The sequence below is a fragment of the Actinomadura sp. J1-007 genome (assembly GCF_009793335.1).
GTDB lineage: Bacteria > Actinomycetota > Actinomycetes > Streptosporangiales > Streptosporangiaceae > Spirillospora > Spirillospora yumaensis.
On the sequence record NZ_WING01000002.1, the window covers coordinates 90,266 to 116,834 of the forward strand.

General features: G+C 73.9%; 6 protein-coding genes and 1 pseudogene. All 7 read left to right on the forward strand.

The window, feature by feature from the left end:
• Window positions 1-372: 372 nt before the first annotated feature.
• A complete protein-coding gene (locus GEV43_RS54230) occupies window positions 373-13,203 on the forward strand; it encodes a non-ribosomal peptide synthetase (protein ID WP_160825006.1) in 12,831 nt (4,276 codons plus the stop codon).
• A complete protein-coding gene (locus tag GEV43_RS51885; RefSeq protein ID WP_309240084.1) occupies window positions 13,200-16,169 on the forward strand; it encodes an amino acid adenylation domain-containing protein in 2,970 nt (989 codons plus the stop codon). The genes GEV43_RS54230 and GEV43_RS51885 overlap by 4 nt, the downstream gene beginning before the upstream one ends.
• Window positions 16,072-20,943: pseudogene (locus GEV43_RS56560) on the forward strand (condensation domain-containing protein); the annotation flags it as partial. The gene GEV43_RS51885 and the pseudogene GEV43_RS56560, both read left to right, overlap by 98 nt.
• Window positions 20,943-24,998: an amino acid adenylation domain-containing protein gene (locus tag GEV43_RS34530; RefSeq protein ID WP_309240086.1), complete on the forward strand. Its 4,056-nt coding sequence runs from the start codon at window positions 20,943-20,945 to the stop codon at window positions 24,996-24,998. The pseudogene GEV43_RS56560 and the gene GEV43_RS34530, both read left to right, overlap by 1 nt.
• Window positions 24,995-25,204: an MbtH family protein gene (locus GEV43_RS34535; protein WP_160825008.1), complete on the forward strand. Its 210-nt coding sequence runs from the start codon at window positions 24,995-24,997 to the stop codon at window positions 25,202-25,204. Before GEV43_RS34530 ends, GEV43_RS34535 begins: the two co-directional genes overlap by 4 nt.
• Window positions 25,197-25,832 (forward strand): GNAT family N-acetyltransferase, encoded by a 636-nt coding sequence (locus tag GEV43_RS51900; protein WP_309240087.1) that lies wholly within the window; start codon window positions 25,197-25,199, stop codon window positions 25,830-25,832. The genes GEV43_RS34535 and GEV43_RS51900 overlap by 8 nt, the downstream gene beginning before the upstream one ends.
• The gene (locus tag GEV43_RS34545) at window positions 25,829-26,566 is read left to right on the forward strand and encodes a thioesterase II family protein (RefSeq protein ID WP_160825009.1); all 738 of its coding nucleotides are present in this window, start codon (window positions 25,829-25,831) and stop codon (window positions 26,564-26,566) included. Before GEV43_RS51900 ends, GEV43_RS34545 begins: the two co-directional genes overlap by 4 nt.
• Window positions 26,567-26,569 lie beyond the last annotated feature (3 nt).

Below are 26,569 nucleotides of genomic sequence, written 5' to 3' on the forward strand. Positions count from 1 at the left end.
GCACGGCGGCCCGGACGGGGACGGAGAGTTTGTCACTCCCGTGAGCAATTCCTGGGGTCAAGTTCTACTTTCGAGGGGATTGCGAGGCATGTGACAGGCTGGTTAACTGTGGCTCCGCTACTCCTGAGTAGAGACGCGGGCCGAGGGTGGGACCCCCGGAGCGGAAAGCGACGGCGCTCTGTACCGAGGAGAACACGCGGCGCAAGGCTGCGCCGGGTGCGGGCGAGGCGTTCCCGGCGGACTCGGGGAAAGGGGACGGGGTCAGCCCGAAAGAACTGTGGTCACTTCTTCTTTCTCGTGCCCCCGGGCGGCCGGCGGCCCCCGTTCTCGGGCATAAAGTAAACCCCTCTCAGACCGGGAAAGCACTGCTTGATGTCGTCCTCCGAGTACGTTCCTCTCTCCGCCGCGCAGCGCAGTGTCTGGTACGCGCAGCAACTGGCGCCGCGAACCCCGATCCACATCGCGCAGTACATCGAGATCGAGGGCCCGGTCGACCACGCGCTGTTCGACCGGGTGGCGCGAATCGCGGCGCACGAGGGAGAGGCGATGAACGTCCGCCTCACCGAGGTCGACGGAATTCCGCACCAGGTGTTCGTCCCCGAGGCGGCCGCGACCATTCCGCTGCTGGACCTGAGCGCGGAGGACGACCCGCGCGCCGCGGCGCGGGCGTGGATGCGCGACCGGATGGCCGAGCCGCTCCCGCTCGACGCCGACCCCCTGTGGGTCACGGCGCTGCTGCGGCTCGCCCCCGACCTGCACTGGTGGTTCATCCGCGCCCACCACGTCATCCAGGACGCCTACAGCGGCTCGATCGTCAGCCGCCGCGCCGCCGAGATCTACACGACGCTCGCGAACGGCGGCGAGTACGTCCCCGCGCAGCACGGCTCCTACCGCGCGGTCCTCGCGGCCGAGGAGGAGTACCGGGCCTCGGAGAAGTTCGAGCGGGACCGCGCGTACTGGACCGAGCGGTTCGCCGACCGCCCGGTCGCGGTGAGCCTGGCCGAGGAGATGGCCGCCCCGACCGCCGACTACCTCAGCCGCATCACCGTGATCCCGCCGGACCAGACCGCGGACCTCGCGGTCGGCGCGCGGCGGCTCCGCACCGCCACGCAGGGCCTCGCGATCGCCGCCACCGCCGCGTACGTCGCCCGGATGACCGGCACCGACGACGTGATCCTCGGCCTCGCCGTCAGCGGCCGCACCTCGCAGCTCGCGCTGGAGACCCCGGCGATGCTCGCCACGATCCTCCCGCTGCGGGTGTCCGTCCGCCCGGACATGACGGTCGAGCAACTGGTGCGCACCGCGACCCGGGCGAGCGCGCGGGCGCTGCGGCACCAGCGCTACCGGCGCGAGGACCTGCTGCGCGACCTGCGGCTGCTCGGCGAGCGGCGGCGGCTGTACGGCCCGGTCATCAACATCATGGCGTTCGACTACCGGCTCGACTTCGCGGGCCTGCCCGCCCGGATGCACGCCATCACGACCGGCCCGATCGACGACCTGTCGATCAACATCTACGACAACTTCGACGGCAACGGCATGCGCATCGACTTCGAGGCGCATCCCGACCTGTACGCCGAGGACGAGGTCGCCGCCCACCAGGAACGCTACGTCCGGTTCCTGCGGACGCTCGGCGAGGTGGACCCCGCCACCCCGCTCCGCGACGTCGAACTCCTCGACGACGCCGAACGCGCCCTCGTCCTCCACGGCTGGAACGACACGTCCGCGCCGGTCGAGCCCGCCGTCGCCCCCGAGCTGGTGGAGGCCCAGGCCGCCCGGACGCCCGACGCCCCGGCGGTCGTCCACGACGGCACCGCCCTGACGTACGCCGAGCTGAACGCCCGCGCCAACCGGTTGGCGCGTCTTCTGATCGGGCGTGGGGTGGGGCCTGAGGATTTCGTGGCGTTGGCTCTGCCTCGTTCGGCGGATCTGGTGGTGGCGGCGCTGGCGGTGCTGAAGGCGGGCGCGGCGTACCAGCCGATCGACCTGGCCTATCCGGCCGACCGGATCGCGTTCATGCTGGAGGACGCCGCGCCCAAGTGCGTCATCACGACCGGGGACGCCGACCTGCCCGGCGACACCCCGCGCGTCGAGCTGGACGCCCTCGACCTGCGCGGCGGCGTCCCCAGCGACTCCGGCACCGATGTGACCGACGTGACCGACGCGGAGCGGATGCGTCCGCTGCGGCCGGAGAACGCCGCGTACGTGATCTACACGTCCGGTTCCACCGGCCGCCCCAAGGGCGTCGTCGTCTCGCACGCCAATGTGGTGGATTTCTGTGCGTGGGCGAAGGGGGATTTCGGGCCTGATCGGTTGGCTCGGGTGTTGTTCTCGACGTCGTTGAATTTCGATGTGTCGGTGTTCGAGTGGTTGGCGCCGTTGACGGTGGGCGGGCAGGTCGAGGTGGTGCGTGACCTGCTGGAGGTCGCCGAGCGCGGGGGTTGGGAGGGGACGCTGGTCAGCGGCGTGCCGTCCGCGATGTCCGCGCTGCTCGCCACCGGCTCCGCCGACCTGCGCGCGGGCGACGTCGTGCTCGCGGGGGAGGCGCTCCCCGCGCAGCTCGTCCGCGACCTGCGCGACAGGCTGCCCGGCGCGCGGATCGCCAACATCTACGGCCCGACCGAGGCGACCGTCTACGTCACCGCCTGGTACGACGACGGCAACACCGGCGGCCACGCCCCGATCGGCGCGCCGCTCGCCAACACCCGCGCCTATGTGCTGGACGCCGCGCTGAAGCCCGTCCCGGCCGGTGTGCCGGGCGAGCTGTATCTCGCGGGTTCCGGGCTGGCGCGCGGCTATCTGCACCGTTCCGGCTTGAGCGCCGAACGGTTCGTCGCGTGCCCGTACGGCGCGCCGGGCGAGCGGATGTACCGGACCGGCGACCTGGTCCGGTGGAACGCGGACGGGCAGATCGAATATCTCGGCCGCCTCGACCACCAGGTCAAGGTCCGCGGGTTCCGGATCGAGCTGGGCGAGATCGAGACCGCCCTCGCCCGGCACCCCGCCGTGGCGCAGAGCGTCGTGATCGCCCGCGAGGACGCCGCCGGCGACACCGCGCTCGTCGCCTACGCCGTCCCCGCCCCGGGCCGTACGGCCGACCCAGCCGAGCTCAAGGCGTTCGCCGCCCGCGCGCTCCCCGAGTACATGGTCCCGACGGCGGTCGTGCCGCTGGACGCGATGCCGCTGAACCCCAACGGCAAGCTCGACCGCGCCGCCCTGCCCGCCCCCGACTTCTCCGCGGCGGTCACCGACCGCGCGCCGCGCGACGCCCGCGAGGAGGCCCTCTGCGGCATCTTCGCCGACGTCCTCGGAGTCGAACGGGTCGGCATCGACGACGACTTCTTCGCCCTCGGCGGCGACTCCCTCAAGGCCACCCGCGTCGTCTCACGCGCCCGCGCGGCGCTGGACGTCGAGCTGCCCGTCCGGGCCCTGTTCGAGGCCCCGAACGTCGCCGCGCTCGCCGCGCTGGTCGCCGGGGACGGCGGCGACGCCGGGGCGGCGCGGCCCGCGCTCGTCCCCGCCGAGCGGCCCGACCCGCTTCCGGTGTCGTACGCGCAGCGGCGGCTGTGGTTCCTGAACGACCTCGAAGGCCCCTCCGCGACGTACAACATCCCGATCCCGCTGCGCCTCACCGGACGGCTCGACCTCGCCGCCGTCCGCGCGGCGATGCGGGACGTCCTCGCCCGCCACGAGCCGCTCCGGACGGTGTTCACCGAGATCGGCGGCGAGCCGTACCAGCGGATCCTGCCGCCGGACGAGGCCGGCGCCGAGCCGGAGCTCGTCGCGGTGGAGCCGGACGGGCTCGCGGCGGCGGTCCTCGCGGCGGCGACCCGCGGGTTCGACCTGACGGCCGAGCCGCCGATCCGCGCGACCGTGTTCCGGCTCGGCCCGGACGACCACCTGCTGCTGCTCGTCCTGCACCACATCGCCGGGGACGGCTGGTCGATGGAGCCGCTCGCCCGCGACGTGATCACCGCGTACGCGGCGCGCGCCGAGGGCAGGGCGCCGGAGCGGGAGCCGCTCCCGGTGCAGTACGCCGACTACGCGCTCTGGCAGCGCGCCGTCTTCGGCGACGAGGACGACCCGGACAGCCTGATCGCCCGCCAGGTCGCGTACTGGAAGGACGCGCTCGCCGGGCTGCCGCAGGAGCTGGAGCTGCCCGCCGACCGGCCCCGCCCGCCGCGCGCGTCGTACCGGGGCGCGCAGGCCCCGTTCACGCTGCCCGCCGACCTGCACGCCGCGCTCGCCGGGCTCGCCCGCGACCACCAGGCGAGCCTGTTCATGGTGCTCCAGGCCGCGCTCGCCACCGTGTTCACCCGCCTCGGCGCGGGCACCGACATCCCGATCGGCTCGCCCATCGCGGGCCGTACGGACGAGGCCCTCGACGACCTGGTCGGCGTGTTCGTCAACACCCTCGTGCTGCGCACCGACACCTCCGGCGACCCCACCTTCGCCGAGCTGCTCGCCCGCGTCCGCGAGACCGACCTCGCCGCGTACGCCCACCAGGACGTCCCGTTCGAACGGCTCGTCGAGGTGCTCAACCCGCAGCGGTCGATGGCGCGGCACCCGCTGTTCCAGGCGATGATCTCGGTGCAGAGCAACCCGGCGGCGCGCGTGGAGCTGCCCGGCCTGACCGTCGCCGTCGAACCGGTCGACCCGGGCGTCTCCCGGTTCGACCTGTGCCTGCTGGTCGAGGAGACCGAGGACGCGGACGGCGCGCCCGCCGGGATCGACTGCCGGCTGGAGTACGCGCTCGACCTGTTCGACGAGGGCACCGCCCGGCTGGTGGCCGAGCGCCTGCACCGCCTCCTCGCCCAGGTCGCCGCCGACCCGTCCCTGCGCCTCGGCGAGATCGAGCTGCTCGGCCCCGCCGAACGCCACCTGGTCCTGACCGGCTGGAACGACACCGCCGTCCCGGCCCCCCGCGACGCCGCCGTCCCCGGCCTGGTGGAGGCGCAGGCGGCGCGGACGCCCGACGCGACCGCCGTCGTCTCCGGCGACGTCTGGCTCACCTACCGGGAGCTGAACGCCCGCGCCAACCGGTTGGCGCGTCTTCTGATCGGGCGTGGGGTGGGGCCTGAGGATTTCGTGGCGTTGGCTCTGCCTCGTTCGGCGGATCTGGTGGTGGCGGCGCTGGCGGTGCTGAAGGCGGGCGCGGCGTACCAGCCGATCGATCTCGCCTACCCGGCCGACCGCATCGCGTTCATGCTGGACGACGCGTCGCCCGCGTGCGTGCTGACCACGACCGACGCGGTGCTGCCCGGCGGTACGCCGCGCGTGGAGCTGGACGTCCTGGATCTGCGCGGTGTCTCCGGCACCGATGTGACCGACGCGGAGCGGGTGCGTCCGCTGCGTTCGGAGAGCGCCGCGTATGTGATCTACACGTCCGGTTCGACGGGCCGCCCGAAGGGTGTCGTCGTCTCGCATGCGAATGTGGTGGATTTTTGTGCGTGGGCGAAGGGTGATTTCGGGCCTGATCGGTTGGCTCGGGTGTTGTTCTCGACGTCGTTGAATTTCGATGTGTCGGTGTTCGAGTGGTTGGCGCCGTTGACGGTGGGCGGGCAGGTCGAGGTGGTGCGTGACCTGCTGGAGGTCGCCGAGCGGGGGGGTTGGGAGGGGACGCTGGTCAGCGGCGTGCCGTCCGCGATGTCCGCGCTCATCGCGCGCGGCGGCCTCAAGCTCTCCGCCGCCGACGTCGTCCTCGCGGGCGAGGCGCTGCCGCCCCACCTGGTCCAGGACCTGCGGGCCCTGCTGCCGGACGCCCGGATCGCCAACATCTACGGCCCGACCGAGGCGACCGTCTACGTCACCGCCTGGTACGACGACGGCGGCGCGGACGGGTTCGCGCCGATCGGCCGTCCCCTCGCCAACACCCGCGCGTACGTGCTGGACGCCGGGCTGCGACCCGTTCCGCCGGGTGTGGCGGGCGAGCTCTACATCGCGGGTTCCGGTCTGGCGCGCGGCTACCTGCACCGTTCCGGTCTGACCGCCGAACGGTTCGTCGCGTGCCCGTACGGCGCGCCCGGCGAGCGGATGTATCGGACCGGCGACCTGGTCCGGTGGAACGCGGACGGGCAGATCGAGTACCTCGGCCGTCTCGACCACCAGGTCAAGGTCCGCGGGTTCCGGATCGAGCTGGGCGAGATCGAGACCGCCCTCGCCCGGCACCCCGCCGTGGCGCAGAGCGTCGTGATCGCCCGCGAGGACGCCGCCGGCGACACCGCGCTCGTCGCCTACGCCGTCCCCGCGGCCGGGGACGCCTCGGCGCTCGACCCGGCCGCGCTGAAGCTCTTCGCCGCGCGGACGCTGCCGGAGTACATGGTGCCGCCGGTGATCGTGCCGCTGGACGCGATGCCGCTGAACCCCAACGGCAAGCTCGACCGCGCCGCCCTGCCCGCCCCCGACCTTGCCACTGCGGCGACCGGGCGGGCCGCCCGGGACGCCCGCGAGGAGATCCTCTGCGGGATCGTCGCCGAGGTGCTCGGCCTGCCGCGCGCCGGGATCGACGACGACTTCTTCGACCTCGGCGGCGACTCCCTCAAGGCCACCCGCGTCGTCGCCCGCGCCCGCGCCGCCCTGGGCGTCGAACTGCCCGTCCGGGCCCTGTTCGAGACCCCGACGGTCGCCGGCCTCGCCGCCCGGCTCGCCGCGCCCGGCGAGGACGGCGCCCCCCGGCCCGTGCTGCGGCCCGTCCCGCGCCCCGACCCGCTGCCCGTCTCGTACGCGCAGGAACGGCTCTGGTTCCTCAACCAGCTCGAAGGCCGCACCGCGACGTACAACATGCCGATCCCGCTGCGGCTCACCGGCCCGCTGGACTACGACGCGATGCGCGCGGCCCTGCGCGACGTCGTCGCCCGGCACGAGTCGCTGCGGACCGTGTTCGGCGACGCCGACGGCGAACCGCACCAGATCGTCCTGGACCCCGGCGACGCCGGCGTGCCGCTGAGCGTGGCGGACGCGCCGGACGACGACCTGCGCGGCGTGCTGTTCACGGCCGCCACGCGCGGCTTCGACCTCACCCGCGAACCGCCCGTCCGCGCCCACCTGTACCGCCTCGGCCGCGACGCGGAGGGACGCGACGAGCACCTGCTGCTGCTCGTCCTGCACCACATCGCCGGGGACGGCTGGTCGATGGCGCCGCTCGCCCGCGACGTGATCACCGCCTACCTGGCCCGCCGCGGCGGCGAGGCCCCCGGCTGGGCGCCGCTGCCGGTGCAGTACGCCGACTACGCGCTCTGGCAGCGCGACCTGCTCGGCTCCGAGGACGACCCGGACAGCCCCGCCGCGCGGCAGCTCGCGTACTGGAAGGACGCCCTCGCGGGACTGCCCGACCAGATCGCGCTGCCCGCCGACCGGCCCCGCCCGGACCGCGCCTCCTACCGGGGCGGCCAGGTCGCCTTCGAGATCCCCGAGGAGCTGCACGAGGGGCTCGCCGAGCTGGCCCGCGACCACCACGTCAGCGTGTTCATGGTGCTCCAGGCCGCGCTCGCCGCCCTGCTCACCCGCCTCGGCGCCGGAACGGACGTGCCGATCGGCTCGCCCATCGCGGGCCGTACGGACGAGGCCCTGGACGACCTGGTCGGCGTGTTCGTCAACACCCTCGTCCTGCGCACCGACACGTCCGGCGACCCGGCGTTCGCCGAGCTGCTCACCCGGGTCCGCGAGGCCGACCTCGCCGCGTACGCGCACCAGGACGTCCCGTTCGAACGGCTCGTCGAGGTGCTCAACCCGGTGCGGTCCCTCGCCCGGCACCCGCTGTTCCAGGTGATGCTGACCCTCCAGAACAACCCCGAGGCGGCCGTCGAGCTGCCCGGCCTGTCGGTCGCCGTCGAACCGGTGGACGCCGGGGTCGCGAAGTTCGACCTGGAGTTCATGCTGGAGCGCCGCCGCGACGGCGCGGACGGCCTCGCCGGCACCCTGGAGTACGCGCTCGACCTCTTCGACCGCGGCACCGCCGAACGGCTCGCCGCCTGGTACGGGCGGGTGCTGGAGGCCGTGGTCGAGTCCGCCGCGTCCGTCACCGTCTCCGGCCTCGACCTGCCCGGTGCGGACGCCGTCCGCCCCGCCCCGCTCGTCCCGGCCGCGCCCACCGCTCCCGCCGTCTCCGCGGACGCGGGGGAGGAGCCGGGCGTGAAGCGGCTCGTCGCGTACGTCGTCGCCGCGCCCGGCGAGAGCGTCGACCCGGAGGCGCTGCGCGCCCACGTCCGCGCCAACCTCCCCGAGTCGATGGTCCCGGCGGCCATCGTCGTCGTGGACGAGATGCCGCTCACCCCGAACGGCAAGGTCGACACCAAGGCCCTCCCGAAGCCCGACCTCGCCGCGCCCGCGCCGGCCGCCGCCCACCGCGCGCCCCGCGACGCCCGCGAGGAGGCCGTCGCCGCCGTCTTCGCCGAGCTGACCGGAGCCGAACGCGTCGGCATCGACGACGACTTCTTCGAGCTCGGCGGCAACTCCCTCATCGCGATGCGGGTCGTCAGCCGCGTCCGCCGCGCCCTGGACGTCGAACTGCCCGTCCGCGCCCTGTTCGAGGCGCCGACCGTCGCGCGCCTCGCCGCGCTGCTCGGCGCGTCCGGCGGCGACGCCGCCCGCCCCGCGCTGGAGGCCCGCGAACGGCCCGCCGCCGTCCCGCTGTCGTACGCCCAGCAGCGGCTCTGGTTCCTCAACCGGTTCGAGGGGCCGTCCGCCACGTACAACATGCCGACCGCCCTGCGGATCCGCGGCCCCCTGGACTACGACGCGCTCCGCGCCGCCGTCGGCGACCTCGTCGCCCGGCATGAAACGCTCCGCACGGTCCTGCCGGACGTCGGCGGCGTCCCCCGCCAGGTCGTCCTCGACCCGGCCGCCGCCCGCCCCGAACTGGAGATCGCCGACACCACCGCCGCCGAGCTGCCCGGCCGCCTCGGCACGGCCGCCGGGTACGCGTTCGACATCTCCGCCGAACCCCCGCTGCGCGCCCACCTGTTCCGGATCGCGCCGGACGAGCACGTCGCGCTGCTGCTCATGCACCACGTCGGCGGCGACGGCTGGTCCATGGCCCCGCTCGCCCGCGACCTCATCACCGCCTACGCCGCCCGCGCGAACGGCGACGCCCCGGCCTGGACGCCCCTCCCCGTCCAGTACACCGACTACACCCTCTGGCAGCGGGACCTCCTCGGCGACGAGGACGACCCGGACAGCCTGGCCGCGCGGCAGATCGCGTACTGGAAGGACGCGCTCGCCGGACTGCCGGAGGAGCTGCCGCTCCCGGCGGACCGTCCGCGTCCCGCCGAGGCGTCCCACCGGGGCGGCACCGCCCGCTTCACCCTGTCGTCCGACGTGCGCGCCGCGTTGCAGCGCGCCTGCCGCGAGACCGGCGCGAGCCCGTTCATGGTCGCCCAGGCCGCGTTCGCGGCGCTGCTGACGCGGCTCGGCGCGGGCACGGACGTGCCGATCGGGTCGCCGATCGCGGGCCGTACGGACGAGGCGCTGGACGACCTGGTCGGCATGTTCGTCAACATGCTCGTCTTCCGCACCGACACCTCAGGCGACCCGACGTTCCGCGAGCTGGTCGCCCGGGTGAAGGAGACCGACCTCGGCGCGTACGCCAACCAGGACGTCCCGTTCGAACGCCTCGTGGAAGTCCTCAACCCGCCCCGCCACCTGGGCCGCCACCCGCTGTTCCAGGTCGGCCTCACCTTCCAGAACAACCCCGAGGCGAAGCTGGAGATGCCCGGCTTCTCCGCGGAACTCGAACCCCTGCACGCCGGCGCGTCCCGCTTCGACCTCCTGATGATCCTCACCGAGCGCGAGGACGGCCTCGACGGCGAACTGGAGTACGCCCTCGACCTCTACGACCCCGCCACCGCCCGGCTCCTCGCCGCCCGCTTCGAACGCACCCTGACCGCCCTGCTCGCCGACCTCGACACCCGCATCGGAACCGTCGACATCCTCGACCCGGCCGAACGAGCCACGCTCCTGGACACCTGGGCGAGCGGCACCAGCTCGGTCGCCTCGGCCGTTCCGGTGGAGCGGACGTCGATTCCGGCGTTGTTCGAGGCGCAGGCGGCGTTGCGTCCTGATGCGGTGGCGGTGTCGTTCGAGGGTTCGTCGTTGTCGTACGGGGAGTTGAACGCGCGGTCGAATCGTCTGGCGCGTCATCTGGTGGCGCAGGGTGTGGGGCCTGAGCAGTTCGTGGCGTTGAAGCTGCCGCGTTCCGCTGATCTGGTCGTGGCGATTCTCGGTGTGCTGAAGGCGGGTGGGGCGTACGTTCCGATGGATCCGGATTATCCGGCGGATCGTCTGGCGTACATGGTCGAGGACGCCGCCCGGTTGCTGACGCTCACGTCAGCGGATGCGCCGGACGATTACCCGGACACCGACCTCGGTGTGGCGGTGTCCCCGGACAGCCCCGCGTACGTGATCTACACCTCGGGTTCGACGGGTCGTCCGAAGGGTGTGGTGGTTCCGCATCAGAATGTGGTGCGTCTGCTGTCGGCTACGGAGGGCTGGTTCTCTTTCGGTCCCGATGATGTATGGACGTTGTTTCATTCGTTTGCGTTTGATTTTTCGGTGTGGGAGTTGTGGGGTTCGTTGTTGTCGGGTGGGCGGCTGGTGGTGGTGCCGTTCTTGACGTCGCGTTCGCCGGAGGATTTTCTGGGTCTGCTCGAAGTCGAGCGTGTGACGGTGTTGAATCAGACGCCGTCGGCGTTTTATCAGTTGATGGCGGCTGATCGGGGTCGTGGCGGCGCGGATCTGGCGTTGCGGGTGGTGGTGTTCGGTGGTGAGGCGCTGGAGTTGGGGCGTCTTGGGGATTGGTACGAGCGGCACGCCGACGATGCTCCGGTGCTGGTCAACATGTACGGGATCACCGAGACCACCGTCCACGTCTCCTACCTCGCACTCGATCGGGTGGCTGCGGCAATGGCGTCCGGGAGCGTCATCGGCACCGCGATTCCCGACCTGCGCACCTACGTGCTGGACGATTACCTCCAGCCTGTCCCGCCCGGTGTGGTGGGGGAGCTGTACGTCGCGGGAGCGGGTCTGGCACGCGGTTACCTGAATCGTCCGGCCCTGTCGGCAGAACGATTCGTCGCCGATCCGTTCGGTGAGCCGGGCACGCGCATGTATCGCACCGGAGACCTCGCCCGCTGGAGCCCGGATGGAAACCTCGAATATCTGGGCCGTTCGGACCAGCAGGTGCAGTTGCGCGGTTTCCGGATCGAGCTCGGTGAGGTTGAATCCGCGCTGTCGCGGCACGCGGCCGTGGCTGATATCGCTGTGGTCGTCCGCGATGAACGCCTGATCGCCTACGTCGTTCCCGCGGAGAACCAGGAGATCGACGGGCAGGCGTTGCGGAAGTTCGTCGGCCGGGGTCTGCCGGATTACATGGTCCCGGCGGTGGTCGTTCCGCTGGACGCGCTTCCGTTGACGGTGAACGGGAAACTGGACCGCAAGGCGCTTCCCGAGCCGGATCTGTCGGTGAGCGTCTCCTCTCGCGAGCCCCGCACCGAGCAGGAGGAAATCCTCGCGGGGTTGTTCGCGGAGGTTTTGGGGCTGGAGCGGGTCGGGGTCGATGACGGGTTCTTCGATCTGGGCGGGGACTCGATCATCGCGATCCAGCTCGTCTCCCGCGCCCGCCAGTCGGGGCTGGTGGTCTCGCCGCGTGAGGTGTTCCAGCACCAAACCGTTCAGGAACTCGCCGCGATCGCCCGACCCTCCGGCGAGGGTGAGGAGATCGAGGTCGAGGCGCCGGGGAGCGGTGTGGGACCGGTCCCGGTCACGCCGATCGTCGCCTGGCTGCGCGAGCGCGTCGGCGGGGACGCCGGGCTCGTTCGCGGCTTCCACCAGGGGATGGTCCTCCGCACGCCCGCCGGTCTCGGCGCGGAACGCCTGGCCGACGCCCTCCAGACCGTGCTCGACCACCACGACGTGCTCCGGCTGCGCCTGGACGTGGACGGGGACGCGTGGCAGCCCGTCGTCCGGCCCGCGGGGACGGTGCGCGCCGCCGACCTGGTCACCCGCGTGGACGCCGAGGGGCTCGACGCCGACAAGCTCGCCGCCGTCGTCCACGAGCAGGCCGCCGCCGCCCGCGACCGCCTCGACCCGGTCGCGGGAACGACGGCGCAGCTCGTCTGGTTCGACGCGGGCCCGGCGCAGGGCCGCCTGCTGGTGATGCTGCACCACCTCGTCGTGGACGGCGTGACCTGGCGGATCGTGCTGCCCGACCTCGTCACGGCGTGGGCCGGGGGAGAGCTGCAACCGGTTCCGACCTCGTTCCGGCGCTGGGCGCAGAAGCTCAGGGCCGCCGCCGAGCCCGCCGGGGCCGAGGAGGAGCTCGAAGCCTGGCTCGACATCGTGGACGGCCCGGACCGGCGGCTCGCGTCCCGCGCGCTCGACCCGCGCGTGGACATCGCCGCCCGCGCCCGCACCATCAGCCTCGACCTGCCCGCCGACGTGACCGGCCCGCTGCTGAGCGACGTGCCCGCCGCGTTCCACGGCGGCGCGAACGACGTGCTGCTCGCCGGGCTCGCGCTCGCCGTCGCGCAGTGGCGCAGGCACCGGGGCGGGCGCGGCACGGACGTGCTCGTCGACCTCGAAGGGCACGGCCGCGGGGACGCCGTGCCGGGCACGGACGTGTCGCGGACGGCGGGCTGGTTCACCTCCATCCATCCCGTACGGATCGACGCCGGGCAGGCCGACTGGGCGCAGGTCCGCGACGGCGGACCGGCCGCCGGCGCGGCCGTCAAGAAGGTGAAGGAGCAGCTCCGGCAGGTCCCGTCGGACGGCGCCCGCTACGGCCTGCTGCGGTACTTCGACGACGCGGCCGCCGAAGAGCTGTCCGCGCTGCCGTCCGCGCAGATCGCGTTCAACTACCTCGGCCGCGTCGCCTCCGGCGGCGGCGACGCCGACTGGGACCTCGCGCCTGAGGAACTGCCGTCCGGGGAGGACCCGCGGATGCCGATGGCGCACGTCCTGGAGATCAACGCCGTCACCCGGGACCTGCCCGGCGGCCCGGAGCTGTCCGCCGCGTGGACCTGGCCGGACGGGACGCTCGGGGACGACGACGTGCGCGAGCTGGCCGAGGCGTGGTTCACCGCGCTGCGCGGCCTGGTCGCCCATGTCGCCTCCGGCGCCGGGGACGGCGGCTTCACCCCGTCCGACCTGCTCGTGGACCTCGACCAGGGTGAGATCGACACCTTGCAGAACGCCTGGAGGAACGGCCAGTGAACCGGGGGGACCTTGAGGACATCCTGCCGCTGTCGCCCTTGCAGCAGGGGTTCTTCTTCCACGCGCTGTTCGACGCGGACGACACCGACGTCTACACGGCGCAGTTCGTCCTCGACCTCGACGGGCCGCTCGACGCCGCCGCGCTGCGGACGGCGGCGGGCACGCTCCTGCGCCGGCACTCCAACCTGCGCGCCGCGTTCTGGCACGAGGACCTGTCGCGGCCGGTGCAGGTCGTCCCGCGGACGGTCGAGACGCCCTGGGAGGACGTCGACCTGACCGGCGCCGCCGACCCGGCCGCGGAGGCCGACGCGGTCGTGGCGCGCGAGCGGGCCCGCGGGTTCGACCTCACCGCGCCGCCGCTGCTGCGGTTCGTCCTGGTCCGGACGGCGGAGGACCGGCACCGGCTGGTGTTCACCAACCACCACATCCTGCTGGACGGCTGGTCCACGCCGATCCTCGCGACCGAGCTGTTCATGCTGTACGTGCAGGGCGGCCACGACACCGGGTTCCCGCGCGTCACCCCGTACAAGAACTACCTCGCCTGGCTCGCGAAGCAGGACCGCGCCGCCGCCGAGGACGCGTGGCGCGCCGCGCTCGCCGGCGTGGACGGGCCGAGCCTCGTCGCGCCGGAGGCCGCGAGCCGTCCGCCCGCGCCGCCGGAGCGCACCGCCACGACGCTGGACGAACGGCTCACCCGCAGGCTCGGGCGGGCCGCGCGGCGGCACGGCGTCACGCTGAGCACCGTCCTCCAGGGCGCGTGGGGCCTCACGCTCGGCCGCCTGCTCGGCACCGGCGACGTGGTGTTCGGCGCGACCGTCTCCGGACGGCCGCCCGAGCTGCCCGGTGTCGAGCAGATGATCGGCCTGTTCATCAACACGCTGCCGGTGCGCGTCCGGCACCGGCAGGGCGAGTCCCTCGCCGCGCTGATGGAACGGCTCCAGGACGAGCAGACCGACCTGCTCCCGCACCACCACCTCGGCCTCACCGACATCCAGCGGGCGGCCGGGCACGGCGGCGCCCTGTTCGACACGATGACCGTCCTGGAGAACTACCCGTTCGACCCCGCCTCGATGGACGGCTCGCTGAACGGCGTCCGGATCGCCGCCGCCGACTCCTACGACGCCACCCACTTCCCGCTGTCGTTCGTCGCCGCGCCCGGACCCGAGCTGTCGCTGCGCCTGCACTACCGGCCCGACGTGTTCGAACGCGATGTCGTGGAGGCGCTGCTCGCGCGCGTCCGCCGGTTCCTGGAGGCGTTCGCCGACGACCCCGAACGCCCCGTCGGCGCCGTCGAACTGGCCGGGGAGGCGGAACGCGCCGCGCTCGCCGCCTGGAACGACACCGCCGCGCCCCTCCGCGCGGGCACGCTGAACGGTCTGTTCGAGGCGCAGGCCGCCCGCACCCCCGATGACGTCGCGCTCGTCTGCGGCGACGCGTCCCTCACCTACGCCGAGCTGAACGAGCGCGCCAACCGCCTCGCGCACGAGCTGATCGCGCGCGGCGCCGGGCCCGAGGACCGCGTCGCGCTCGTCCTGCCCCGCACCCCCGAGATCGTCGTCGCGATCCTCGCGGCGCACAAGGCGGGCGCCGCGTACGTCCCGATCGACCCCGAGTACCCGGCGGACCGCGTCGCCCACATGCTGGCCGACTGCCGCCCGGTGCTAACCCTCACCGCCGACGGTGTGCCTGACGCGGCGCGGCGGCCTGCGCACGACCCGTCCGACGCCGAACGGGTCCGGCCGCTGCTGCCCGGCCACGCCGCGTACGTCATCTACACCTCCGGGTCCACCGGGCGGCCCAAGGGCGTGACCGTCACGCACGAGGCCGTCCTCAACTACTACGAGGCGCACCGCGAGGCGTTCATCGACCCGGCGGCCGACGCCGCGGGCGGGCGGCGGATGCGGTTCGCGCACCTCGCGTCGTTCTCCTTCGACACCTCCTGGATGGGCCTGCTCTGGATGGCGCACGGCCACGAGCTGCACCTCATCGACGACGCCACCCGCCGCGACGTCGAGGCGTACGCCCGGTACGTCGCCGCCGCCCGGATCGACCTGGTCAACACCACGCCGTCGCACCTGCTGTCCCTCCGCGAGGCGGGCCTGCTCGACGCGGACGGCCGGCACCTGCCCGCCCACCTGCTGCTCGGCGGCGAGGCGGTCGGCGACGCGCTCTGGGACGAGCTGCGCGCCCTCCCGCACCTCACCACCCGCAACTTCTACGGCCCGACCGAGTCGACCATCGACACGATGAACCAGGTCGTCGCGGACAGCGCCGCCCCCGCCGTCGGCCTCCCCTACCGCAACACCCGGGCCTACGTGCTGGACGCCGCGCTCCAGCCCGTCCCGCCCGGCGTCCCCGGCGAGCTGTACCTCGCGGGCGTCCAGCTCGCGCGCGGCTACCTCGGCCGGCCCGGCCTCACCGCCGAACGGTTCACCGCCGACCCGTTCGGCGCCCCCGGCGGCCGCATGTACCGCACCGGCGACCTCGCGCGGCGGCGCGCGGACGGCGCGATCGAGTACCTCGGCCGGGTGGACGACCAGGTCAAGATCCGCGGGTTCCGGGTCGAGCCCGGCGAGATCGAGAACGTGCTCGCCGCGTTCGAGGGCGTCGCCCGCGCCGCCGTCGTCGTCCGCGAGGACCGCCCCGGCGACCGCCGCCTCGCCGCCTACGTCGTCCCCGCGTCCGTGGACCTCGCGGCGCTGCGCCGGCACGCCGCCGCGCGCCTCCCCGACCACATGGTCCCGACGCTCACCGCGCTGGACGCCCTGCCGCTCACGGTCAACGGCAAGCTCGATCGCGCCGCGCTGCCCGCCCCGGCGCCGCCGCGACCGCGAGCCGCGCGCCCCGCTCCCCGCAGGAGGAGATCCTGTGCGGGCTGTTCGCCGAGGTCCTCGGCGCCGGCCGGGTCGGCGTGGACGACGGGTTCTTCGACCTCGGCGGCGACTCCCTCACCGCGACCCGCCTGATCAGCCGCATCCGCACCGCGCTCGGCGCGGAGGTGCCCGTCCGCGCCCTGTTCGAGGCGCCGACCGTCGCGGGCCTCGCCGCGCGCGTCGCCGCCTCCACCGGAACGGCCCGCCCGCCGCTGGAGCGGGCCGCGACCCGCCCCGACGTGATCCCGCTGTCGTACGCGCAGCGCCGCCTGTGGTTCCTCAACCGGCTCGACGGCGCGTCCGCCGCGTTCATCATGCCGATCGCCCTCCGGCTGAACGGCGCGCTCGACCACGACGCCCTCCAGGACGCGCTCGGCGACGTCGTCGCCCGGCACGAGTCGCTCCGCACGGTCTTCCCCGACGGGTCCGGCACCGCCCGGCAGCTCGTCCTGGACCCCGCGACCGCCCGCCCCCGCCTCACCGTCACCGGCACGACCGAGGCGCTGCTGCCCGCCGCGCTCGCCGCCGCCGCGGGGCAGCGCTTCAACCTGTCCGTCGAGCCGCCGCTGCGGGCCCGCCTGTTCGACCTCGGCGGCGACACCCGCGTCCTGCTGCTCGTCCTGCACCACATCGCCGGGGACGGCTGGTCGATGGCGCCGCTCGCCCGCGACGTGCTCCTCGCGTACGCCGCGCGCGCCGAGGGCCGCGCCCCCGACTGGGCCCCGCTGCCCGTCCAGTACGCCGACTACACCCTCTGGCAGCGGGACCTGCTCGGTTCCGAGGAGGACCCGGACAGTCTGGCCGCGCGGCAGATCGCGTACTGGAAGGACACGCTCGCCGGGCTGCCGGAGGAACTGGTGCTCCCCGCGGACCGGCCGCGCCCCGCCGAGGCGTCCTACCGGGGCGACACCCTCGCCTTCGAGATCGACGCCGAACGGCACGCCGCCCTCCTCGGCCTCGCCCGCGAGAGCGGCGCGAGCCTCTTCATGGTCATGCAGGCCGCGTTCGCGGCGCTGCTGACGCGTCTCGGCGCGGGCACGGACGTGCCGATCGGGTCGCCGATCGCGGGCCGTACGGACGAGGCGCTGGACGACCTGGTCGGCATGTTCGTCAACATGCTCGTACTGCGGACCGACACCTCCGGCGACCCCTCCTTCCGGGAGCTGGTCGCGCGGGTGAAGGAGACCGACCTCGGCGCGTACGCCAACCAGGACGTCCCGTTCGAACGCCTCGTGGAGATCCTCAACCCGCCCCGCTCGATGGCGCGGCACCCGCTGTTCCAGGTCGTCCTGTCGTTCCAGAACAACCCCGACGCCCGCCTGGAGATGGACGGCCTCACCGGCGCCGCCGAACCCCTCGGCTCCGGCGCCGCCAAGTACGACCTCTCCCTCTACCTGGAGGAACGCCACGACGACGACGGCGCCCCCGCCGGGATCGAGGGCGGCCTCGAATACGCCCTCGACCTGTTCGACCCCGACACGGCCCGCTCCATCGCCGCCCGCTTCCAACGCCTCGTCGCCGAACTCACCGACGCCCCCGACGCCCCCATCGGCACCGCCGAGATCCTCGACCGCGCCGAACGCCGGACCATCCTCCGCAAATGGGCGACCGGCCCCGGCCCGTCCGTCCCGTCCGTTCCGGTGGAGAGGACGTCGATTCCGGCGTTGTTCGAGGCGCAGGCGGCGTTGCGTCCTGACGCGGTGGCGGTGTCGTTCGAGGGTGTGTCGTTGTCGTATGGGGAGTTGAACGCCCGATCGAATCGTCTCGCTCGTCACCTGGTGGCGCAGGGGGTCGGCCCGAGCAGTTCGTGGCGTTGAAGCTGCCGCGTTCCGCTGATCTGGTCGTGGCGATTCTCGGCGTGCTGAAGGCGGGCGCGGCGTACGTTCCGATGGATCCGGATTATCCGGCGGATCGTCTGGCGTACATGGTGGAGGACGCGGCTCCGGTGCTGACGCTCGATTCGGTGGAGGTTCCCGAGGGCCTGCCGGACACGAATCTCGGGATCGTGGTCTCACCGGACAGTCCGGCGTATGTGATTTATACGTCGGGTTCGACGGGTCGTCCGAAGGGTGTGGTGGTTCCGCATCAGAATGTGGTGCGTCTGCTGTCGTCGACTGAGCGGTGGTTCGCGTTTGGTCCGGGTGATGTGTGGACGTTGTTTCATTCGTTTGCGTTTGATTTTTCGGTGTGGGAGTTGTGGGGTTCGTTGTTGTCGGGTGGGCGGCTGGTGGTGGTGCCGTTCTTGACGTCGCGTTCGCCGGAGGATTTTCTGGATCTGCTCGAAGGTGAGCGGGTGACGGTGTTGAATCAGACGCCGTCGGCGTTTTATCAGTTGATGGCGGCTGATCGGGGTCGTGGCGGCGCGGATCTGGCGTTGCGGGTGGTGGTGTTCGGTGGTGAGGCGCTGGAGTTGGGGCGTCTTGGGGATTGGTACGAGCGGCACGCCGACGATGCTCCGGTGCTGGTCAACATGTACGGGATCACCGAGACCACCGTCCACGTCTCCTACCTCGCACTGGACCGCGACTATGCGGCGACCGCGCCGGGCAGCGTCATCGGAACGGGCCTCCCTGACCTGAAGGTGTACGTGCTGGACCACCGCCTCCAGCCCGTTCCGCCCGGTGTGGCGGGGGAGATGTACGTTGCGGGAGCGGGTCTGGCGCGCGGTTATCTGAATCGTCCGGCCCTGTCGGCTGAACGATTCGTCGCGGACCCGTTCGGCAAGCCCGGCACCCGCATGTATCGCACCGGCGATCTGGGGCGCTGGCTGAAGGACGGCCGCCTGGAATACCTGGGCCGTTCGGACCAGCAGGTCCAGTTGCGCGGTTTCCGGATTGAGCTCGGTGAGGTTGAATCCGCGCTGGCTCGGCACGCCGCCGTGGCCGATGTCGCGGTGGTCGTCCGCGACGAGCGTCTGATCGCTTACGTCGTTCCCAAGGAAGAGCAGGAGTTCGACGGGCAGGCGTTGCGGAAGTTCGTCGGTAAGGATCTGCCGGATTACATGGTTCCGGCGGTGGTCGTTCCGCTGGACGCGTTGCCGTTGACGGTGAACGGAAAACTGGACCGCAAGGCGCTCCCGGACCCGGTCATCGCCGCCGCCGTTTCCTCGCGCGAGCCCCGTACCGAGCAGGAGGAGATCCTGGCGGGGTTGTTCGCGGAGGTTTTGGGGCTGGAGCGGGTCGGGGTCGATGACGGGTTCTTCGATCTGGGCGGGGACTCGATCATCGCGATCCAGCTCGTCTCCCGTGCCCGCCAGTCCGGGCTGGTGATCTCGCCGCGCGAGGTGTTCCAGCACCAGACCGTCCAAGAGCTGGCCGCGATCGCCCGGCCCGTCGGCGACGGCGAGGAGGTCGAGGCGGAGCCGCCCGGGGCGGGGATCGGGGCCGTCCCGGCGACGCCGATCATGCACTGGTTCCAGGAGCTGCGCGGGCCGGTCGACGGCTACAGCCAGCGGATGCTGCTCCAGGTCCCGCCCGCGCTCGGCGTCGAACGGCTCGCCGCCGCGCTCCAGGCGCTGATCGACCGGCACGACATGCTCCGCCTGCGCGTGGACCGTTCGGGTCCGGCGGGGGAGTGGCGGTTCGAGGTCACCGAGCCCGGCACCGTGGACGCCGCGCCGCTCGTCCGCCGCGTGGACGTCGCGGGCCTGGACGCGGACGACGGGGCCGCGTTGCGCGCCGTTCTCGCCGCCGAGGCGGAGGCGGCGCGGCGCGGGCTCGACCCGGACGCCGGGACGATGGCGCGGCTCGTGTGGTTCGACGCCGGGCCCGAACGGTCCGGACGGCTCCTGCTGACCCTGCACCACCTCGTCGTGGACGGCGTGTCCTGGCGGATCCTGCTGCCCGACCTCGTCACGGCCTGGGCGGGCGGGGAGCTGGAACCCGTCGGGACCTCGTTCCGCCGGTGGGCGCAGCGGCTCGTCGCCGAGGCGTCCGACCCGGCCCGCGCCGCCGAGGCCGCGCTGTGGCACGACGTCCTCGCCGCGCCCGACCCCCGGCTCGGCTCCCGGCCGCTCGACCCGGAGAGCGACACGTTCGGCACGGCCCGGCACCTCACCGTCGAGCTGCCCGCGGACGTGACCGGGCCGCTGCTGACCGACGTGCCCGCCGCGTTCCACGGCCGCGCCAACGACGTGCTGCTCACCGCGCTCGCGATCGCGGTCGCCGACTGGCGCGGCGGCGACGAGACCGGCGTGCTCGTCGACCTCGAAGGGCACGGCCGCGAGGAGATCGTCGCGGGCGTGGACCTGGCGCGGACGGCGGGCTGGTTCACCTCGATCTTCCCCGTCCGCCTCGACGCGGGCGGCGTCGACCGGGACGAGGTCCGCGACGGCGGGCAGGCCGTCGGGACCGCGCTGAAGCGGGTCAAGGAGCAGCTCCGCGAGATCCCCGACAACGGCATCGGGTACGGGCTGCTCCGCTACCTGAACCCGGCGACCGCCGCGGGCCTCGCGGACCGCCCGCGACCGCAGGTGGCGTTCAACTACCTGGGACGCTCGGGTGCGCCCGAGGCGACCGACTGGGCCCCGGCCGGCCGCGCCGACGACGAGGCGCTCGGCGGCGGGCAGGACGGCGGGCTCGCGCTCGTCCACGCGATCGAGGTGAACGCGCACACCCGCGACCTGCCGGACGGGCCGGTGCTGACCGCGACCTGGACGTGGGCGGGCGGCCTGTTCGGCGACGGCGAGGTCGCGGGCCTCGCCGGGCTCTGGACGGACGCGCTGCGCGGTCTCGTCGCGCACGTCGCGGACGGCGGCGCGGACGGGCCCGTCGGCGGGTTCACGCCGTCCGACCTGTCCCTGGTGGACGTCGGCCAGGACGAGATCGACGAACTGGCCGCCGAACTCGACGGCGAATGGGAGCTGGAGTGACGGCACAGCAGCCACCGGGAGCGCGGGGACCCGAGCCCGCGCCCGCGCCGCAGCGCAAGAAGTCGCAGCTTGAGGACATCCTGCCGCTGTCGCCGTTGCAGCAGGGCCTGTTCTTCCACGCGCTGTACGGCACCGCGACGGACGGCGACGCGGGCCGCGGCGCGGGCCCTGGCACGGCCCGCGACGTCTACACGGCGCAGATCGTGTTCGACCTGCGCGGCCCCCTCGACACCGCCGCGCTCCGCGCCGCCGCCGCGGCGCTGCTGCGCAGGCACGCGAACCTGCGCGCCGGGTTCCGGCAGCGCAAGGAGGGCAGCCCGGTCCAGGTCGTGCACCGCGAGGTCAGGCTCCCCTGGGAGGACGTCGACCTGACGCGCCTGCCGGACGGCGCGGCGCGCGAGGCCGAGGCGGAGGCCGTCGCCGCCCGCGAGCGCGCCCGCCCGTTCGACATGGCCCGGCCGCCGCTGCTGCGGTTCGTCCTGATCAGGATGGCGGAGGACCGGCACCGGATGGTGTTCACCAACCACCACATCCTGCTGGACGGCTGGTCCACGCCCGTCCTCCAGACGGAGCTGTTCGCGCTCTACCTCGCGAACGGCGACGACACCGGGATGCCCCGCGTCGCCCCGTACAAGAACTACCTCGCCTGGCTCGCGAAGCAGGACCGCGCCGCCGCCGAGGACGCCTGGCGGCGCAACCTGGACGGCCTCGACGGCCCCACCCTCGTCGCGCCCGGCGCGGGCGAGCCCGCCGACCCGGTCCCCGGCCGCGTCCGGCTCCGGCTGACCGAGGAGCTCACCGCCGCGCTCAACGCGCGCGCCCGCGCGCAGGGCGTCACGCTCAACACCGTGCTCCAGCTCGCGTGGGGCGTGCTGCTCGGCCGCCTCACGGGCGCCACCGACGTGGTGTTCGGCGCGGCCGTGTCCGGGCGGCCCCCGGAGCTGCCCGGCGTCGAGCAGATGATCGGCCTGTTCATCAACACGCTCCCGGTCCGCGTCCGCGTCCGCCCCGCCGACACCGTCGCCGACGCGCTGGCGCGGCTCCAGCGCGAGCAGGCCGACCTGATGGCGCACCACCACCTCGGCCTCGCCGACATCCAGCGGCTCGCCGGGACCGGGCCGCTGTTCGACACCATGACGGTGCTGGAGAACTACCCGTTCGACCCGGACGCCGCCGGGACCGACCTCGGCGGCCTCACCCTGCACGACGTGGACGGGCACGACGCGACGCACTACCCGCTCACGCTCGCCGCCGTCCCCGGCCGCCGCCTGTCCCTGCGCCTGGACCACCGCGCCGACCTGTACGGCGCCGCCGACGCCGAACGCCTCGCGGCCCGCCTCGTCCGCGTCCTGGAGGCCATCGCCGGACGGCCGTCCCTGCCGCTCGGCCGCATCGACGTCATCGACGCCGGCGAACGCGACCTCGTCCTGCGCGCATGGCAGGGCCCGGTCACGTCCCGGCCCCCGGGCACGATCACCGCCCGCTTCGCCGAACGGCTCGCCGAGACCCCGGACGCCCCCGCGGTCCGCACCGCCGACGGCCGCGACATCACCTTCGCCGGCCTCGACGCCCGCGCCAACCGGCTCGCGCACCGCCTCGCCGGCCTCGGCGTCGGGTACGAGACGCCCGTCGCGATGCTCCTCGAACGGTCCGCCGACGTGATCGTCGCGAGCCTCGCCGTGCTCAAGGCCGGCGGCGTGTACGCGCCCGTCCACCACGGCTACCCGCCCGAACGGCTCGCCTGGGCCGTCGCCGAGGTCAACGCGCCCGTCCTGCTCGTCGACACGGCCACCCGGGAACGGGCCGCCGCCCTCGCCGGAACGACGCAGATCCTCGCAGTGGACGACGACCCCGAGACCGCGCTGCGGCCCGCGACCGCGCCGGACGTCGCCGTCCACCCCGAGCAGCTCGCCTGCGTCCTGTTCACCTCCGGGTCCACGGGCGTCCCGAAGGGCGTCATGCTCCGGCACCGCGACGCGCTCGACCTCACCACCGACGGGCGGCTGCGCGGCGGCGCCCACGACCGCGTGCTGGTCCACTCGCCGCACGCGTTCGACGCGTCGATCTACGAGATGTGGACGCCGATCCTGCACGGCGGCACCGCCGTCGTCGCCCCGCCCGGCCACCTCGACGGCGAGGCGTTCGAGAGCCTCGTCGCCGCGCACGGCGTCACCGGCCTGTTCCTGACCACCACGCTGTTCAACCTCGTCGCCGACGAGCGCCCGCACGCGTTCGCGGGCCTGCGCGAGGTGCTGACCGGCGGCGAGGCCGGCGCGCCCGCCGCGATCCGCAAGGTGCTCGCCGCCTGCCCGGACACCGAGGTCGGCAACGTGTACGGGCCGACCGAGGCCACCACCTACACGACCGTCACCGGCCAGCGCGGCCCGCTCGCCGACCCCGCCGAGACCTCCGCCGTCCTCGGCCGCCCCATCGACGACATGCGCGTGTACGTGCTCGACGCGGGGCTGCGGCCCGTCCCGCCCGGCGTCGTCGGCGAGGCGTACATCGCGGGCGCCGGGCTCGGCCGCGGCTACCTGCGCCGCCCCGGCCTCACCGCCGGACGGTACGTCGCCGACCCGTACGGCGCGCCCGGCGACCGGATGTACCGCACCGGCGACCTCGTCCGGTGGCGGCCCGGCGGCGTCCTCGAATACGTGGACCGCGCCGACTTCCAGGTGAAGGTCCGCGGGTTCCGCATCGAGCTCGGGGAGGTCGAGGCCGCCGTCGCCGCCCACCCCGCCGTCGCGAACGTCGCCGTCGTCGCCCGCGAGGACCGCCCCGGCGACAAGCGCCTCGTCGCCTACGTCGTTCCCGCGGCCGGCGCCTCCGTCGAGGGGCTGCGCGCGCACGTCGCCGCGCGGCTCCCCGAGTACATGGTCCCGGCCGCGTTCGTCGCGCTGCCGACGTTCCCCGTCGGCCCGAACGGCAAGCTCGACCGGCGCGCGCTGCCCGTCCCCGACCACGGCGGGGCCGCCGCCGGGCGCGACCCCCGCACCCCGGAGGAGGAGCTGCTGTGCGGGCTGTTCGCCGACGTGCTCGGCGTCGAACGGGCCGGCGCCGACGTCAGCTTCTTCGACCTCGGCGGCGACAGCATCGCCGCGCTCAGGCTCGCCGGACGCGCCCGCGCCGCCGGGATCGAGCTGACCCCCCGCGACGTGTTCACCCACCAGACCGCCGAGGCCCTCGCCCGCGCCGGGGACCCCGGGCGCCAGGGGGAACGGCTCGGGTTCGAGGTGCTGCTCCCGATCCGCGCGACCGGGTCCCGGCCGCCGCTCTTCCTCGTCCACCCGGCGGGCGGCCTCGCGTGGGGCTACCTCCAGTTCCGGCGGCACCTCGGCCCCGACCAGCCGATCTACGGCCTCCAGGCCCGCGCGTTCACCCGCGGCGAGCTGCCCGGCTCGGTCGAGGAGATGGCGGACGACTACCTGGCGCAGGTCCGGTCCGTCCGGCCGCACGGGCCGTACCACCTCGCCGGGTGGTCCCTCGGCGGGCTCGTCGCGTACGAGATGGCCGTACGGCTCCAGGCGGCCGGGGAGGAGGTCGGGCTGCTCGCCCTCATCGACGCCTACCACGGCCAGGACCTGGAGACCGAACGGCGCGAGGTGCTGCCCGAGCTGCTGGAGGCCATCGGCGTGGACGCCCGCATGGTCGCCGCCGACGGCAGCCCCGACCTGGAGCAGATCATGGCCGTGCTCGCCGAGCGCGGCGACGCCCTCGCGACCCTCGGCGAGGACGACCTCGTCAACGTCTACCGCAACTACGAGAACGGCCTCGTCCACGCCGAGCGGTACCGGCCCGGCCCGTTCAAGGGCGACGTGGTGTTCTTCACCGCGACGCGGGGCCGCGGCCCCGGCTCCCCGACCGGGCGCTCCAACTGGGGCGCGCTCGTCGGCGGCGAGATCGAGGAGCACCCCCTGGACGCCGACCACCACCTGCTCATGGAGCCCGCCCCCGCCGCCGAGATGGGCGCCGTCCTGGCCGCCAGGCTCGGCGCGCTCCACCCGACCGGCCCCGCCGAGCGAGGGCCCCGCACGGAAGGAACCTCCCGATGACCAACCCCTTCGAGGACCCCGACGGCACCTACGTCGTGCTCGTCAACGACGAGGGCCAGCACTCGCTCTGGCCGTCGTTCGCCGAGGTGCCGGCCGGATGGACGGTCGCCAAGGCGGAGGACACCCGGCAGGCGTGCCTGGACCACATCGAGGCCAACTGGACCGACATGCGGCCGAAGAGCCTCATCGAGGCCATGGGTGAGTGACGCCGCGTCCGTGGAGGTCCCGTCGGTCACCGAGTGGACGATGGAGATGCTCGACGCGGCCGACCTGCGGCCCGCGCCGCCGCCCGGCGCCCCGATGGAGTTCAGCCGCGCCCGGGTGCCGTCCGCCGACGTGAGCCGCGCCCTGTACGCGGCGGTCGGCGCCCCGGTGTGCTGGACCGACCGGTTCCCCTGGACGCACGCCGACTGGCGCGCCTGGGTCGGACGGCCCGAGCTGGCCACCTGGATCGCGATGGCGGAGGGCACGGTCGCGGGCTTCTTCGAGATCGAGGCCCAGCCCGGCGGCGACACCGAGATCCACCTCGTCGGCCTCACGCCCGCGTTCGTCGGCCGCGGCTACGGCGGCCACCTGGTCGAGCAGTGCGTCCGCCGGGCCTGGCGGCGCGGGCGGGCGTGGGCGCGGGACACCGGCCCGGCGACCCGCGTGTGGCTGCGCACCAGTACCCTCGACCATCCGAACGCGATGGCGAACTACCGGCGGCGCGGGTTCAAGGTGGCGGCCGAGCGCACCTTCGCCAAGACCGTCCCCGACCCGCGCGCCGCCCCGTGGCCGCTCCCGCGCGACCCGAGGACGGCGGCCCGCCCGACCGAGGAGGAGCTGATCCAGTGACATGGTTGCGGTGCGTCGAGCCCCGGCCGTGGGCGGCGACGCGGCTGTTCTGCCTGCCGCACGCGGGCGGCTCCGCCGTGTTCTACCGGCCGTGGGCGAAGGAGATCAGCCCGGCGGTCGAGCTGCACGCCGTCCAGTACCCGGGCCGCGCCGACCGGCTGGCCGAGCCGCTCGTCGCCGACGCCGACCGGCTCGTCCGGCTCATCGCCGGGGCGCTGGCGCCGCTGATGGACCGGCCCGCCGCGCTGTTCGGGCACAGCATGGGCGCCGTCCTCGCGTACGAGGTCGCGCGGCTGCTGCGGGAGCGGGGCGCCGCCCCGGTGCACGTGTTCGCCTCCGGCGCGCGCCCGCCGCACGACCGGGGCGCCGACCGGGTGTCCGACCGCGACGACGACGGCGTGGTCGCCGAGATGATCGAGCTCGGCGGCACCGACGCCGACGCGCTGCGCAACCCCGAGCTGCGCGAGCTGGTGCTGCCGTACGTCCGCAACGACTTCGCCCTGATCGAGGACTACGCGCACCGGCCCGCCCCCGGCTTCGACGTGCCGATCACCGCGATCATCGGGGACGCCGACCCGCACGTGGACCGGGCGCGGGCCGCCCGCTGGGCCGAGCTGACCACCGGGCCGTTCGCGCTGAAGGAGCTCCCGGGCGACCACTTCTACCTGGTCGAACGGCAGGCGGAGGTGCTCGCCGAGGTGCAGCGGGCCCTGGACGTCCCCGCGACCCCCTGACGC